General features: G+C 37.6%; 9 protein-coding genes and 1 pseudogene. All 10 read left to right on the top strand.

Annotation, left to right across the window (positions count from 1 at the left end; all coding sequences use genetic code 11):
- Window positions 1-135 precede the first annotated feature (135 nt).
- The 10 genes and pseudogenes from WAX86_RS17765 to WAX86_RS17720 all read left to right on the top strand — a co-directional run bounded on the left by WAX86_RS17765 (window position 136) and on the right by WAX86_RS17720 (window position 16813).
- Window positions 136-1710 carry an N-6 DNA methylase gene (locus WAX86_RS17765; RefSeq protein WP_341489413.1) on the top strand — a complete coding sequence of 525 codons (1575 nt, stop codon included), beginning with the start codon at window positions 136-138 and terminating at the stop codon, window positions 1708-1710.
- Window positions 1710-3053, top strand: a complete 1344-nt coding sequence (locus WAX86_RS17760; protein ID WP_341489412.1) for a restriction endonuclease subunit S — start codon at window positions 1710-1712, stop codon at window positions 3051-3053. Before WAX86_RS17765 ends, WAX86_RS17760 begins: the two co-directional genes overlap by 1 nt.
- A gap of 50 nt (window positions 3054-3103) precedes the next feature.
- On the top strand, window positions 3104-4975 hold the full coding sequence (locus WAX86_RS17755) for an AAA family ATPase (protein ID WP_341489411.1): 1872 nt from the start codon (window positions 3104-3106) through the stop codon (window positions 4973-4975).
- 9 nt (window positions 4976-4984) lie between these two features.
- Window positions 4985-6337, top strand: a complete 1353-nt coding sequence (locus WAX86_RS17750) for an McrC family protein (RefSeq protein ID WP_341489410.1) — start codon at window positions 4985-4987, stop codon at window positions 6335-6337.
- Between the two features lie 147 nt (window positions 6338-6484).
- Window positions 6485-7888, top strand: coding sequence for a zincin-like metallopeptidase domain-containing protein (locus WAX86_RS17745; RefSeq protein ID WP_341489409.1), 1404 nt, complete (start codon window positions 6485-6487; stop codon window positions 7886-7888).
- Window positions 7889-8151: 263 nt separating this feature from the next.
- Window positions 8152-9807 carry a hypothetical protein gene (locus WAX86_RS17740; RefSeq protein WP_341489408.1) on the top strand — a complete coding sequence of 552 codons (1656 nt, stop codon included), beginning with the start codon at window positions 8152-8154 and terminating at the stop codon, window positions 9805-9807.
- Complete coding sequence (locus WAX86_RS17735) at window positions 9807-11312, top strand: hypothetical protein (protein WP_341489407.1); 1506 nt, start codon at window positions 9807-9809, stop codon at window positions 11310-11312. The genes WAX86_RS17740 and WAX86_RS17735 overlap by 1 nt, the downstream gene beginning before the upstream one ends.
- Before the next feature lie 113 nt (window positions 11313-11425).
- Entirely contained in the window at window positions 11426-14407 is a 2982-nt protein-coding gene (locus tag WAX86_RS17730; RefSeq protein WP_341489406.1) for a UvrD-helicase domain-containing protein, read from the top strand.
- Window positions 14408-14469: 62 nt separating this feature from the next.
- Window positions 14470-14871 (top strand): (deoxy)nucleoside triphosphate pyrophosphohydrolase, encoded by a 402-nt coding sequence (locus WAX86_RS17725; protein ID WP_341489405.1) that lies wholly within the window; start codon window positions 14470-14472, stop codon window positions 14869-14871.
- 28 nt (window positions 14872-14899) lie between these two features.
- Window positions 14900-16813, top strand: a pseudogene (locus WAX86_RS17720) (DNA/RNA helicase domain-containing protein).
- The last annotated feature ends 38 nt before the right edge of the window (window positions 16814-16851 follow it).

Genomic DNA, 16851 nt, shown 5'->3' with positions numbered 1-16851 from the left:
GACGTTATTATTAATCTTATTTTTACCTTGCCGCTAAGTGGTAAACTTAGCGGAAGTATTGCATTTAAACGTATTTTTATCGCTAGTGGTGTGTAAATAGCCATTAAGCGACCGCTATCTTCAAACGAGAGCCTTATGAATAACAACGAAATTGTACAAAAACTATGGAAGCTGTGTGACGTATTACGTGATGACGGCATTACCTACACTGACTATGTGACTGAGTTGGTGCTGTTGTTATTCATCAAAATGGAAAACGAGCAAGCAGAAGCAGGGATCACAGAGCACGTATTACCTGAAGGGCTGCGCTGGACGGACATCACCGACAAAACAGGTATCAAGCAGTACGACTTTTACCGTCAAATGCTATTAGATTTAGGTAAACACCACGATCCATTATTAGCTGCAATCTATGCTGGGGCGCAAACTAGCCTAAAAGAGCCAAAACACTTAAGTCAGCTTGTTAAGCGTATTGATGAGTTAGATTGGTTCTCTGCGCGTGAAGATGGCTTAGGCGACTTATACGAAGGCTTATTAGAGAAAAACGCTAACGAAACCAAATCGGGTGCAGGTCAGTACTTCACCCCACGTCCACTTATCGACACCATTGTAAAACTGACCAACCCACAAGTCGGGGAAACCATTCAAGATCCTGCGGCAGGTACTGCGGGTTTCTTAATTGCGGCCCATGAGTTTATTAAAGCCAACACAGACGATCTGTTTGACTTAGATGAAAAGCAGCAAGATTTCCAAAAACGCAAAGCTTACAACGGTATGGAGCTGGTGGCATCGACACGCCGATTAGCTTTAATGAACTGCTTATTACATGGCATCGAAGGTGATGGCGAAGGCGTTATTTTCCAAGGTAACACGTTAAGCGGTGAGGGGGCGAAACTACCCAAAGTCGATATCATTCTGTCTAACCCTCCATTTGGTACTTCTAAGGGTGGCGGCGGTCCAACGCGTGACGATTTAACCTTTGACACCAGTAATAAACAGTTGGCTTTCTTACAGCATATTTATCGCCATTTAAAACCAGGTGGTCGAGCTGCTGTGGTACTGCCTGATAACGTATTGTTTGAAGGTGGCGTAGGGCAAAAAATTCGTGCTGACTTAATGAATAAGTGTAACTTGCACACCATTTTACGTTTGCCGACGGGTATTTTTTACGCACAAGGGGTGAAAACTAACGTCCTGTTTTTCCAAAAAGGCACGAAGGATAACCCAGAGCAAGAGGAAAATTGCACCACATCTACGTGGGTGTACGACATGCGTACCAATATGAATACCTTTGGTAAGCGCCGACCATTAACGGCAAAACACTTTGATTCCTTTATTGCCGCTTTTGGTGATGATGTAAATGGTTTATCAAAGCGTGCAGAAGGTGTGTGGCAACAGCTAGGCGAAGTCGAATCTGGCAATGAACCAACATTAGATAACGCTCGTTTCCGCCAATTTAGCCGTGAGTATATTCGTGATCAAAAGGGCGATAGCCTTGATATTTCATGGATGAAAGATTTAGAAGCCAGCAGCGCAGAAAACCTCCCAGAACCAGAGGTACTTGCAGGTGAAGCAATGGCAGAGCTAACAGAAGCCATGGCAGGTATTTATCAGCTAATGCAAGCACTGGGTGCTAGTGATGAAGCAGAAGCGCAAAAGCAACTGCTAGAACAAGCCTTTGGTTTAGAAGAAAAGCCGGAGGAAGTGTGATGAGTGAATTGCCGAAAGGTTGGGTAGCAAGCTCCATTGGTGAAGCCTGTTTGATAGAAAATGGTCTACGAAAACCTATCTCTTTAAAGGAGCGTGCTAGTTGTCAAGGTCATTACCCTTACTATGGAGCCACTGGGGTCATAGACTATTTAAATAACTATACTCATGAAGGCGAGTACGTTCTAATTGGAGAAGATGGAGCAAATCTATTATCTAAATCTAAGCCTTTAGCATTTATTGCTAAGGGAAAATATTGGGTAAATAATCATGCACATACCTTAAGGTGTCTTGCCGATAGCCCAAATTTATATTTGGAAAAATATTTCAACTCACTTTCTTTAGAGTCTTGGGTAACAGGTTCTGCTCAACCTAAGCTTACAAAAAAGAATTTGGAAAGTATCCCATACCCACTTGCCCCACTAAACGAACAAAAACGCATTGTTGAAAAACTCGATGAGGTATTGGCACAGGTCGACACCATCAAAGCGCGTTTAGATGGCATTCCTGCGATCCTTAAACGCTTTCGTCAATCTGTTCTCGCTGCTGCGGTATCGGGGAAATTGACGGAAGAGTGGCGTGGTTCTGCCAACTCTTTTGATGATTGGAAAGTTCTTTCTATTGGTGACATTTCGACAGTAGCGACTGGTAAAACACCAAAGAGGACAAATAGTGAATATTGGAATTCAGAGGACGTGCCTTGGTTAACTAGTAGTGCGACTGGTGATTTATTCTGTTATGAAGCTGAGCAATTTGTTTCAAGTTTTGGGGCTGAAGATTGTAAGTTAAAGTTATTCCCTGTTGGTACATTATTACTAGCAATGTACGGAGAGGGTAAAACTCGAGGTCAAGTGACGGAATTAATGTTGGAAGCTACATGTAATCAAGCCTGCGCAGCAATCATCGTTGATGAAAATAAAGCGCTTAAAAGTTATGTAAAGCTTAGACTTTTAGAGAATTATGAGGAAACTCGAAAAGCAGCTGTAGGTGGAAATCAACCTAACTTGAACTTGAATAAAGTACGTGAAATTATTATTCAGTTGCCAACTCTTGAAGAACAAAAAGAAATCGTCCGCCTAGTTGACCAATACCTCGCGTTCGCTGAGATCATTGAAGCCCAAGTGAAAAAAGCGCAAACACGAGTAGACAACCTTACCCAAAGTATCTTGGCAAAAGCCTTCCGTGGTGAGCTGGTGGAACAAGATCCAAACGATGAGCCTGCCGATAAACTGTTAGAACGCATTGCTGTAGCCCGCAAGGAAGCAGAAGCATTAGCAAAAGCTGCTAAGAAAGCGCAAACAGCAAAAAAACGAACAGTAAAGAAAGAATCTGCACAAGAATCATAATCGAAATCATCAGCACGCTTTCGGGCGTGCTTTTTTAGGGATGAAAGGTTTTGGAATTTTCACGAAAATTTATTGAATATCTACATCAGTTCGATATTGATATATCGATTCTAAATTCAAATTTAGATGAAGTTAAAACTAAGTTAGATAATATATCACCATTAGCAAAATCCTATTTATTAGGTGATGACTTCAGACCTTTTCTTCAATATGTAGAGAAAAAATCTGCTGTTGCGTATACGAAGAAACATGATGGTGGTGCTATTTTTTTTGCCGAAAAATATGTTATTAAGTCTGCACGAAATGCTTATGGTGGATTTTATTTTAGTTCTGAAGGAAACCTAAAATTAGAGTTTTCATTAAAAAATTTATCTTCTGATGAGAAGATGCGCATACCGGAACATATAAAAGGCATTGGTTATATGTATCCTTTAATAACGAATAAAGCTGATATAGATATTGCGAACGAATGTTTGTCTGAATGGCTTGATATTAAAGAGGGCGCTTCCTCGAAATCGAATCATGTGAAAGTCAATAATATAATAAAAAATAAGAAAGTATCATTTATGCCATTAAACCAAATCCTTTATGGCCCTCCAGGTACAGGCAAAACCTTTCATACCATAGAAGCCGCCGTAAAAGCAGCTGAGCCGACATTCTACCTAGATTTAAATATCGACCAGCTAAAAGGGGCAACACAAGAACAACGAGCTCAACTTCAAAGTAAGTTCAAAGCGTTATCTGATTCTAAACGCATCCGTTTTGTAACTTTCCATCAAAGCTATGGCTATGAAGAGTTTGTGGAAGGATTGAAAGCTGAATGTAATGATGAAGGTCAAATCAGCTATTGTGTTGAGTCGGGTATTTTTAAACAAATATGCCAAGATGCTAAAAGTTCCAATGCCGAACACCAACAATTTGATAGTGCTCTAGAAAAGTTAAAAGAATTATGTTCAGACGAGCAAAATCCTTTGCGTGTGAAAACGTCGAACAAGTCTGAGTTTGATGTTGTTTATCGTGGTGGAAAGACATTTTTACTTGACCCCGTTTCAGCTGGAAAGTCTTGTGGGTATTCTGCATCTCTTGAAAACATCAAAAAACTCTATTTAACGGGTAATAAAGACGGTATTTACAATATTTCGTATGTTCGAGGGTTGCTTGAATATATGCGAGAACATTTGAATTTAGCGCCGATTTCACAACATGAGAAGCAAATACAACCTTATGTTTTGGTTATTGACGAAATCAACCGTGGCAATATATCCAAAATTTTTGGTGAATTGATCACCTTAATTGAGCCATCCAAACGGAAAGGAGCAGAAGAAGCGTTAGAAGTTACCTTGCCATATTCTGGCGAGACGTTCTCTGTTCCCGATAATTTACATATCATCGGCACAATGAATACGGCTGACCGATCTTTGGCGCTTATGGATACGGCACTGCGTCGGCGCTTTGATTTCGTTGAAATGATGCCAAAACCTGAGTTATTCAAGAATAGAAAAATCAGAAATATCGATTTAACGAAACTATTAACCACTCTTAATAACCGTATTGAAGTGCTTTATGATCGTGAGCATACCCTTGGTCACGCCTTTTTGTTTCCTGTCTACAATGAACAAGACGAAGGTAAAGCCTTTGAACTGTTAAAAGCGGCATTTAAAAACAAAATTATTCCACTGTTAGAAGAGTACTTCTTTGATGACTGGAACAAGATCCGCCTTGTATTGGGAGATAATCAAAAAGAAGCAGCGTTGTGTTTCGTGACCAAGCAAGAAGATAGCTATGAATCTTTATTTGGTACTAATCACGGGCTTAATCTTTATGAAGATACAAAAGTGACTTTCCAGCTTGCGTCGTTTGATGGTCATGATTCTGTATGGGATCAACCTGAAGCTTATATTGCCATTTATACCAAGGGCTAATGGTTGAGCATGAAAGTGAAAAACAACGTTACGCTATTTGAATTTGGCTATATTACCAACGATCGTAAAGCGAACGAATATGAGCATATTCAGGTTATTTCAGATAACGCTTACTTGTACCTCAAAGGCATGTGTTTAAGTGATGAGCGGGAACGTAACTTACTTAAACTAAAAAGTGTTCAAGGTATGGAAGTGCTGCAAGTACAAAATTATGCAGGGGTGTTATTTACCCCTGATGGTACGCAATTTGAGATCTTACCTAAAATCGGTAAAAACCAATTTGCTTGCAAAAAAGCAGAAGAAGATGCACGTCAGTCGTTATTGATCATGTTAAAGGCGCTAAAAGGCTTTCAACATATTCAAACCTCTAACGCTAATATTATCAGTCGTAAAATGCCGCTGCTTGAAGTGTTCATTAGCCAGTTTTTGCAATCGGTTAATCTCCTTATTAAGCGTGGCTTACGCAGTGATTATGTGCCTAAAGAGGATAACCTGGCCTTTTTAAAAGGTAAGCTCAATGTTGGAAAGCAGCTTCGTCATAATGTGATTAACAAGCACAAATTTTACTGTGAATATGATGAGTTCTTGCGAGATCGCCCTGCCAATCGATTAATTCATGCCGCTTTAACGAAAGTACATGGGGTTGTACGAAGCGCAGAAAATCAAAAGTTGTTACAAGAATTGATGTTCGTCTTTCATGATGTGCCTGTCAGCCTTAACCAGAAGCATGATTTTTCGCTAGTGGCGTTAGGTAGGGGAATGAACCATTATGAATTGCCTTTAGCTTGGGCGAAGTTGATTTTAGACGGACTCTCGCCACAAACAATGAAAGGTGATCATCATGCTGCTTCGCTGTTATTCCCAATGGAACGTGTATTTGAAGATTATGTCGCTCAATCACTTAGTAAAACGTTGAAACAAACACATCGTTTGAAAGCACAGGTACAGAGTAAAAGTTTAGTTACCCACAAGGACTCTAGCTGGTTCAAGCTTAAGCCCGATATGGTAATTGAGCATAATAGTAGAGTTGTAACTGTATTAGACACTAAGTGGAAATTACTTAATTCATCAAAAGCCAATGGCACAGATAAATATGGTTTATCCCAAAGTGATTTTTATCAGATGTTGGCATACGGTCATCATTACTTTGATGCAGATATAGAAAACCCAGAAATGTTCTTGGTATATCCCTCACACTCTGATTTTGAGCAGGCAATATCACATAGTTTTGATTTCCCTATTCAAGGCGAGAAAACCTTAAAGCTATGGGTCGTTCCTTTTGTTATTAGTGATAATGATGTTGAGAAAGGGATTCAGTGGCCGGAAAATACTGATGTGGAAACTTGGATTAAAGTTACTTAAATTTTTATTTTTCCTTTCGATAACAAATGCAGTTCTTATGTAAATTGTGTCTGTTTTTATAAAAATAACCACCTATTACTAGATGATTTTACTATAAATTGTCTTTATTATAATACCTATCGATATGTTGATATAAAGGAATTATATATGATTAACCTTGCTGAATTTAGGAATGATTTTTTTCTTCAATTAGAGTATTCGTTAGCGACAGGAAGGACTATTGATAACTTAATTAAACGTTGTGAAGGTATGCATGGTAATACCCAGTTCAATTCATTTCTGCAGCAAACAAGTTCTAGTCCTAGTCCTATTGATTGGTTAACTAATGATGATTCACTTAATGCCAGTATATCAGGGTTAAGATATGCAGCCGAAGTAATTGTAGAGCTTGAAGATTGGCTTGCCTTACCTTTCCGTGAAATTTTACATGGTTTAGATAAAAAACATTATGTAACAACACTTGAAAAAATATTTAATGCTTCAGAAAATGAAAATTGGAGAGGCGTTACTAAAAGAGATATTAAAGATTTATTAATAGAGTTTGATTGGTGGTGTTTATATATTGATTCGCTTGAAGTAAGAGAAGGTGATATAAAATCAGCAAGAGAGCTTTATCATTTTTTAAATTCTCCATTATTTAATCAATTAACACATTTGGTTGATATAGTAGAAATTGCATCAGCTAATTGGGATGTTGATGAGAAAGTATTTGATAATATAGTAAAAAATCTTGATAAAAGTAACAAAAAGTTTAACCCTGAGTGGCTCACTAATGCGTTTTCATTTAATCATTATAATTTTAAAACTCATAGAGAATACAGTTCACTTTACTCTTGGTTATTTTTATCCATATTCGCTCAGGCTTATCAATATAAAACCAATATGTGGGCTACTAAGCGTCAATGGGAGTCTTTAGGTTTTAAATTAAAACAAGATGCGAGACCTGCACCTATTTTTCATTACTTTAAAGTTAATAGTAATGGAGATGATATTTTTCAAGAGGAAAAACTGGCTACTTTTGGGCAAAAAATATCAATAGTTTATAATGCGGATGGTGTTGAAGGTGAGCTAGGTGACAGTGTTGCTAATACAAAGGTTTTACCATTAGAAAGCCTTGAAAAGCGGATTGAAAATTTGAATGTTAAGATTGAGAATGTTTATAGTGTTGCTTGTTATCACCGAGATATTGACCTTATTATGATGCCGCATAAAGAAACTTTTAGAGCAAAAAATGCAACAAAACAATACTATGCGACATTACTGCATGAGTTAGTTCATTGGACTGGGCATGAGAGTAGATGTAATCGTAAGTTTGGTTATTTGGGAGATGAAGACTACTCATTTGAAGAGTTGGTAGCAGAACTTGGTTCAAGTTTCTTATGTGCTCGATTTGATTTAATTAAAGAAGTAAGAGAAGAATCTATATCATATATTAAAAGTTGGTTATCAAACCTAGACACTACAGAGTCGATGCAATATTTAGAAAGAGCTGCCCGTCTAGCAAATCGAGCTAGTAATTATATTTATGTTCCAAAAAAACATGAGAAATAATTAGCAAATACCTAATAAGCCATAGCCAAAGTTCAACTTTGGCTTTAATTTTTAATTAAATGACTGTAAATCTAAATTGTTTTTTATGTTGAAATGAGCGTTTTAAATATCCATACACTATTATTATAAGATTAATTACCTTAATAGGTGATATTTGCTATTAACCTCATAAAAAGTAATGTTTATCTGAGTTACAATTTAAGAAAATTACTATTATGTCATAGTCATGATAGTAGATTGATTTGTAATGAAAGGATTTAACAATGCAGAACATTAATGTTTTTATTAAAGACAACATAGCTCAAATTGCTCGTAAAGGGCTTCATATTGCACCTGAGATACCAGAAAAAAAATTAAACAATGCAGCAAGTTCAATGAAATTACATGATCATGTAGGCTCTATTATTGCTCTATTAGATAGCACTCTTTTTGGAAGTGGAAAAGATGGTCTTGCATTTACTGGTGAAAAGATGGTTTACAAACCAGCATTTGAGTCTCCAGTTACTGTTGATTTTACGGAGTTAGAGTCAACTGAGTATGTTCGTAATGTTTCTGTAAATGAAAAAGGAAAAGAAAAAGTAGAAGAGTTTACTTTAATTACTCTTAAAAATGGAAGTTCCATTAAAGTTGAACATATAAGTGAGTGTAATTTAGAAAAGCTTGCAGAGTTTCTAAATACTATAGCAACTCAGTTTGACTCTTTTGAGGAAGAAGATCAGCTTGTTGCCTTATCAGAAATGTCGGAAGATCTTAAAGTTGCTTATTTAAAGGTTATCGTAAATATGACCTATTACGATGATGGTGAAGTTGACAAAAATGAATTCGCTCAAATTTTATTATTAATGACTCGATTAGAACTTAGCACCGAGTCTCGTTTTACTCTTCGTGACTATATTACGTCATTAGGTGAATTAGATTGTTTAGATGAGTTAATTAAAACAATCGATGAGTCTTGTCTTCCAAGTCATAATAAGTCTGTAAAAATCTCGCTAACAAAAGATCTTTTCAGCGTTTTCATGAGTGTTAATAATGGAAGTCATGAGAATTTTGCTTTCTTCAAGGAAAACAATCATCTGTTTAATCTAACTGAAGAAGAAGTAGAGCTTATTATTGATGCGCTGAAACTTGATTTTAAAATGTTGAATGCTGATTTCAGTGATGATGCATTAGCAAAAGGTATGAAGGAATTAGGAGCTAAAGCAGGAGCCGTTGGTGTTCCTCTTGCTGCAGTTTATCTTTCTGGTTCTGTTGTTGGTATGTCAGCGGCCGGCCTTACATCTGGTTTAGCGACTCTTGGTTTAGGTGGCGTATTAGGTTTTTCTAGTATGGCAACGGGTATTGGTGTTGCAGTATTACTTGGCGTTGGTGCATATAAAGGGATTAAGCATCTAACTGGTGCCAATGAACTTGATAAAACGAAGCGTAGAGAGTTGATGCTAAATGAAGTTATCAAGCAAACACAGTCAACCGTATCCTATTTAATGGAAGATATTAACTTTATCACCACTAGGTTAAATGACGCTATTTTTGATCAAGGTGTCCAAGATGAAAAAGTAAAATTACTCCTTCAAAAAGTGAAGTTATTAACTTCTGCTGGTAATGTTCTTACTCATAAAGGTGAAGAAACACAGGGTAAGTGCTTTAAGCTAAAATGTCCTACTGAACTTGATCAAGAGAAACTTCAATCGCTTACACGTGATGCGACTAAACATCAAATTTTCAATGTTGTGATGTCTTTTTATGAAGAGAAAACTGTTGAAAGGAAAAAAGATAGTGAAATTGTATCTGTTAATATTTTGGTTTTAAAAGAAAATATTTCAAATACTGATATGGAAAAATTAGCCAAGATTTTTGATGCAATTGGCTACTATAAAGCATCAGATGTAATTAAAGGTAAACTATCTGGACTTTTTTCATAGTGAAAAATAGAAACTATCATGTTTCGGCCATGCTGGTGCAAAAGCACCAGCTGGATAATTCCGAAAGCAAAATGAGTGAGCTCGACGCTGCTTTAAATACGCTAGAGCAAAATCAAACATACAATAATAATGCGTTAGATCAAGCATTAGCAGAGCTTGATGGATTGTTGGGAGAGGAGGGTATTGATTCTAAAGTAGCTGTAACTGTTGATATTACCAATGAACTCGATGATTTATTACAATCTGTAGAGCAAGCTCGAATTCAGCCTTGTGTACCTTATCTTTCTACGTTGGATTTACTCGAATTTAATGATGACATGTCATGGGAGGAGTACCAATATTATGTTGAAAAATATGCATTAAGAAATGCTGTTGATTTAGATGCTGATCCATTTAAAACACTGATGTCTCCAATGCAGAGAATTGAATTAGAAAAACGCATTGAAGAAGAGTTCACTATTAAGAATGCTCAATGTGATAATTATGATTATTTGATTGCAGGTACATGCGGAGTTATTGGTGGACTTATTGATGTGTTTTTCGTTGGGATGCCGGGAGAAGGGAAGTTAACGAATATTGCTGATAATAGTGTTAATTTGGCTGTTGAAAAGTTCGCAGGAGCTTGTGGCTGGGAGGGAGCCAGAGAGGGAAGTGATCCCACTAAAAGTGCGATTAGTTTTCTCGAAAGAAATTATAAAATTAACTACGATCAAGCCACAACGTTTGGTTGTAATGGAACTGATGGTGCTGTAAATAACTTATCTCCTAAAAATCATCATCTGAAGAGTTTAGGGCATTCACCTGATCTTATTGGTCTTTTTTTCTCTATTCTGAATCAGTTCACAAGTACCTCCTCTTTTATATCAAATGGTCAAATCATCACAATTGATACTGATGATTATGAGTTAAAGGGGGGAAATTTTATTGCAAAAGTTTTCTCTGGATTTGTAAATTGGCTTGGGCATCTATTTTCTGATATGGCAGGTTCATCAGGAGCATCAAGCCGGGGATCGGGCATACCCATTCCGTTTTATAACCTTTTATTATTATTTGATATTGGTGAATTTGGTCAGCATAAACAGTCGTTTGCCACTGTTGCTACACAAGTTTTTGAAAAAGGTTATGACATGAGGCATGGCATTGCAATGGCTATCCCTGTTCTTATTACGGAACTGTTGACGAGATTGATGTGGGTAACCAAGCAGCGCTTTTACCATAAGAAACAATGGAAAGAGTGTATTCCGTCTGTGAACAATCCTGAATTAAGACGGATGTTATTAGTTGCTCATGGTTCGCTATGCCTTATCGATACTGGGGACGCAGCTCTAAGATCGGGTGGTGATATGGTTCAGTTTTTATTAAGAACGAATATTATCGGTTGGGCAAGGTTTGGTTCTCTAGCTTTAAAAGAGGTATATGCTTGGCATAACTCTGGACATATTAATGCAGATGCAGTTGATGAGTATCTTGAGTCTGAATACAGAAAAATGTTGAGACAAGTTTAAAAAGTGAGTAATTAAACGAATAATTATGTTTCAGTACCTAACTATGACCAAATTTTATATTAAGTAAATAATAAGTGAATGCGTAAGCATTCACTTTGTAACAAAGTAGTCCCATGCAATTAAATCTACATCCAATAAAGAAGCTTTGGAATCAGATCTGGCATCGTAAGCAGATCGTATTCTTATCATCCTCTAGTTTAAATATTCAGCAATCAAAAGATATCATTGAAATTTCGCTCGATTCGCTAGTTAATTTATCTATTCAAAAAGGGTGGTTATTCCATTCACTTGTGATAGAGGCTGATGAGCAGTACTTTATCTTAAAGGGTTATCGCCATTCTGATTTATTAAGCTTTACTCATGGTGTTGTGGCGACTCTTTTAGAACTGATCTCAAATAGTGATAAATGGCAAGCTTACCAACAGTCATTAGATAAATTGGACGCTAAAAATGTTTATCTATCTTCTTATGAATGGGAGCCTATTGCTGCAATTTATAGCTTGGTATGTAAGTTACAGAACTTAGGTATCTCATCAGAACAATTGGTCAGCCCGCTGCAAAAACAGGTGTTTGAAGAAGCTAAATTACTACCTGCAGAAACCATTAGTGAATTAGGGCGCAGCCTTCATAATAAGCAAGTAATACCTTTATTAGTCAATAAGTATAAAAAATTCTTTGATGAGGTCGAGAAAAATCCACTAACGGATAAGCAGCGAGTGGCTTGTGTTGTTAATGATGATCATACTCTCGTGATTGCTGGTGCAGGAACCGGAAAAACAGCAACCTTAGTGGGTAAAGCGGGTTACCTTATAACGGCTAATATCGCTAAGGCTGAGAATATCCTTATGCTTGCTTTTGGCAACAAAGCGGCATTGGAGATGAATGAACGTATCGCAGATCGTCTATCTGTGAGTGCATTAAAAGCGAGTACGTTCCATGCACTAGGCAATCAAATTCTTGCCAACCACTATGGTGTTAAACGTTCAATAACATCTTTTACGGAGCAGCCTGCTCAATTCACAAGATTTATTGATTCAACGCTAAGCTCTTTAGCTGAACAAAGTTTTCAATTTAAATCGACTCTTGTTCATTATTTTTCTAGTTTAAGTGCACCAGACAAATCAGCTCTCGATTTTAAATCAATCGAAGAATACAACGAGTTTCTCTCAGGATGCCGCTTAGTTACTTTAAACAATGAGTGGGTAAAAAGCGTTGGTGAACTTCGAATTGCTAACTATTTAGCTCTAAATGGTATTAAATACGAATATGAAGCTCCGTATAAATTTGATACGAGAAGCGTTGAACGTAGGCAGTACCAACCTGATTTTTACTTACCTGATGCCGATATCTATATTGAGTATCTTGGATTAGATGAACATAACAATACAGCCCCTTATATTGATAAAAATGAGTATCTAGCGAGTCTTGAATGGAAACGTCAACTACATGCAGCTAATAAGACAACCATGTTAGAGCTATACAGTTATCAGTCAAAAAGGGGCCAGTTACAGGAGCTATTAAGTTCAGCATTAGATGATCATGATGTAGTGAGGAACCCGGTAGAAATTGATACATTATTTCAGCAGTTAAAAGAAGCAAATAATAGCCAATGGCAAGGTTTTGTTGATTTGTTACAGCGCTTTCTTGGTCTATATAAGGAAGGGCAGTTTGATATCGATTTAGTTAAAAGTAAGCTAATAAAAGGAGGGTATGATATTGAAAGAACGGAGGCGTTTTTAGAGATCTTTACCCCTATTTTAACTGCGTATCAAGAGCATCTAGTTAACACTGAAAGCATCGATTTTAGCGATATGATTGCTGAAGCGACATCAATTATTGAACAAGGGGGGTTTAATCACTCCTATACACATATTTTAGTCGATGAATTTCAAGATATATCTGAAGGACGCGCCAAACTACTTAAGGCGTTATTGGCATCAAGACCTAATATGCGCTTATTCGCTGTTGGCGATGATTGGCAGTCTATTTATCGTTTTAATGGTGCTGATTTAACATTATTTACTGAATTCTCAGTGGCTTTTACACCAGCAACAACTGTCCCGTTAGATAAAACATTTCGTTTTAATGACAAGATACATGAAGTGAGTAGTCGATTTGTTATGGGTAATCCGGCCCAAATCAAAAAAGAGATTACGACTCATGAGCAATTAAATGCACCAGCGATTAGGCTTGTTGATATTAAGAAAGAGATGGAAGCTTTATCTTCAACTGCCAGTATGAAGGATCGGAAAAATCGCGCTTATGTAAACGTTTTGCAACGTGCTTTAGCAACTCTAAATCGCTCTGCCAGTCAGAAAGGTAAAGTAGCATCTGTGTTAATTATTGGGCGCTATCGTCAGGAAAATACCGCGCAGTTGCAAGATTTTGATATATCCAAACTCACTTATACACATTTAAATATTCGTTATGTTACCGCTCATGCTAGTAAAGGTTTAGAAGCTGATTATGTGATTTTATTTGGCGTTGATACTGGCATATTTCCTTCTACTAGAGAAAATGATGAATTAATAGACCTGGTCTTACCAAATAAAGAACATTTTATCCATGGTGAAGAGCGCCGCTTATTTTATGTTGCCTTAACCCGGGCAAAACACTTTGTTTACGTAATATTTGATAATGATAACAGTAGCCCATTTTTATCTGAATTAACCAAGTTTGGTTTGCAGTACGTTGATAACAAGTTGGCCCCTCAATTAGCAAAGTGGCACTGTAATCAATGTAAGATAGGAATGCTTCGCCCGTTTACAACAAAATACAATAAAACGTTATATAAATGTTCTTTTTCGCCAGCATGCGACACATTAGTTAATAGCTGTAAGCATTGTAATTCACCATTAGAAGTCAATGCGCAAGGTTTTAGGCGTTGCCGTGGCTGCGGCGAGATAGAAATTGGCTGTTTACGTTGCGGTATTGGTACCATGGTCGCTCGATGTGAAAATGATCCTAATCGAGAAACTTTCTATGGCTGCAACCGTTTTAGGCGCGGAGCCGATGATTCGTGTCGAGAGAATATAACTGTTGCAGCTTATCAACAGCGGTTAAAAGAGGCTTGTGATAGAGTGTCTATTAAGTAATTTATAGAGTATTGAGCTTTTTTAAAAACGCCTAACCCAAAACCATTAGAAGATCTAACTTAATGAATAAAAAACAAATTGAAGTCGTTGCTGCTGTGTTGATGAATGGTGGCCAGTTTCTGGCTGTTCAAAGGGGGGAGTCGCAGTTAAGTTATGTGAGTAAAAAGTGGGAGTTTCCCGGTGGTAAGGTTGAAGCTGGTGAAACACTTGTCGCTGCGATTACGAGAGAGCTTGAAGAAGAGTTAAGAATTACCATTGCAGAGCCTCAGTTTTTACTAACTGTTGAGCATAGTTATCCCGACTTTGATATTACAATGCACTGTTTCGTTGTTAATGTTCCGACTCGTGAATTAGAGCTGACTGAGCACCTTGATTCTCGCTGGTTGAACAAAGAGCAACTGTGGGATCTTGATTGGGCCGCTGCCGATGTACCTGCGGTAGAGATGTTGCAAAAAACTTTTTAAAGCGCAGGCTAAAAGGTAACTATTACAAATGAACTTACAAGCTGGTTGGAATGGAACTTGGCAAGAATTTCTCTCAATGGACAAAGCAAGCTTTCTCAAATCGTTAGTGGCTTTCTATGGTCACCTAAGTTGGACGCAAGATCTTGATCCTGCGCAATACTATGCTTGGGAAATCGAATTCGATGTAATGCAAGCTACGCTCAGTCATGTTATTGCTGAATCTCGAGTTACCCCTAATAAATGCTGGATAGCTTTTGAGCAGGAGTTAATTGGAGAAGGGGGAAAGCGAGCAGCTGATGTTAACTTAGTAACGCCAACCGGTGATTTGTTTGTTATCGAGTTTAAGCACAAGAAAGAAGCTTCAGAATACGAAATTATACGCGCTAACTCTGATTTACAAACGATGAGTCGTTACCACAGTGAGTCTATTGATTTGTCTGGGTACGGCTTTATTGTGTTGACTAAGCCTGGTGCAAAAGCGTTTCAGCACTCAAGTGTTATTTGTGATATCACAGACCATAGCTTCGCACCTAAATTAACAGAAATGCTTATAGGTTCATTATGTAAAACCTTTAAGTATGATGTACTTAACTGGGCGAAAGGTGAATTTTACCGTCAGCCCAGTATTTTGCATGGCACGGCACAAGTTTTCTTCGAAGCAAAAATTCCGACACTTAAAACATCAGCGAGTGAAAATATTGAAGAAGCACGAACGTCACTTCTTAAACTCTATCAGCATGCGAAAGATAAGAAACAAAGGTATGTTGTTGTCGTTCATGGGCGACCTGGTGCCGGAAAAACATTATTGGGTATTAGCACTGTGGCGGAAATTGCGCGTACAGAGAGTGCAAAGCAGAGTGAATCGATTTTTCTGTCTGGCAATGGACCTTTAGTTCAGGTCTTACAGCATACATTGGATTATAGTGGAAAACAGATCGGGTGTCGGATTGGAGACAAAGTCATTGATGGTCAGGTAATGATCCAAGATCTCCACATATTCAAAAAGCACATCAAGCATTCTTTGGCCTCACGACAAGAGACGTTTGTTGTTTTTGATGAAGCGCAGTGAGCTTGGGATAAAGCCAGTCCAAGAGATACACAATCGCTATCTGAATTGATGCTATTTTGTAATTGGTTATCTCAGCAAGCGTTTGGTGTGCTCGTTTTACTTGTTGGAGATGGGCAAGCTATCCATCGAAATGAGATGCAACTGGATCAGATGTTAGAGGACTTAGATCGCGCAGTGAGATCACAAAATGGTAATGTTATTCCGATTATGCCGTCTTTGCATGCTGATAAAATGAAGCTTATTCAGCCTATTAAAAAAGATGTGTATAACCTTAAAACACCAATTCGACAATCTTATACTGAACACCTTGATAAATGGATTGAAGCGGTCTTATCTAACAATCCAAAAACAGCTAAAGAAGTAGCGCTGAGTATTCAACCTGTTTATCCACTAAGAATAACCCAGGATAGAAAAGCTGCCGAAAAATATGCCCGGGCGTTTCAGTACATTATGCATGAAGGAAACAGACTGCAAGATGCCTTTAGATCTGGTTGGTTGATGTCGAGTCAAGGTGGTCACTTTATCGAAGAAGTACAGAAAGATAAATTTAAGCCGGGAAGACACATAGGGCCTTGGTACGTAGAGCCACCAAGTTCAGAAAACTCATCTTGTAATTTTTATGCTGCATGTACTGAATTTAGTTGCCAAGGATTAGAATTATCTCTTGCTTTGTTTAATTGGGGTGTGGACTTAGTTTATAGAAACGGCCAACTTACTATATCTACAGATCAGAAATATCGTCGTCAGTATGCACATTATACTGAGGGAAGCTATCGGGTTCTGTTAAGCCGAGGGCGAAGCGGACTGGTTGTTAAATGTGATGATAGGAATACATTCGAGTATTTAAAAAGCTGCGGAATGCAGGAGATTTAAGTTCAGATATCCAGCTATTATACCCAAGTACTAGGCGA

The sequence above is a fragment of the Photobacterium damselae subsp. damselae genome, from assembly GCF_038086725.1.
GTDB lineage: Bacteria > Pseudomonadota > Gammaproteobacteria > Enterobacterales > Vibrionaceae > Photobacterium > Photobacterium damselae.
The sequence above is the reverse complement of the archived record's forward strand: the minus strand, read 5'-3'. Positions and strand labels throughout refer to the sequence as shown.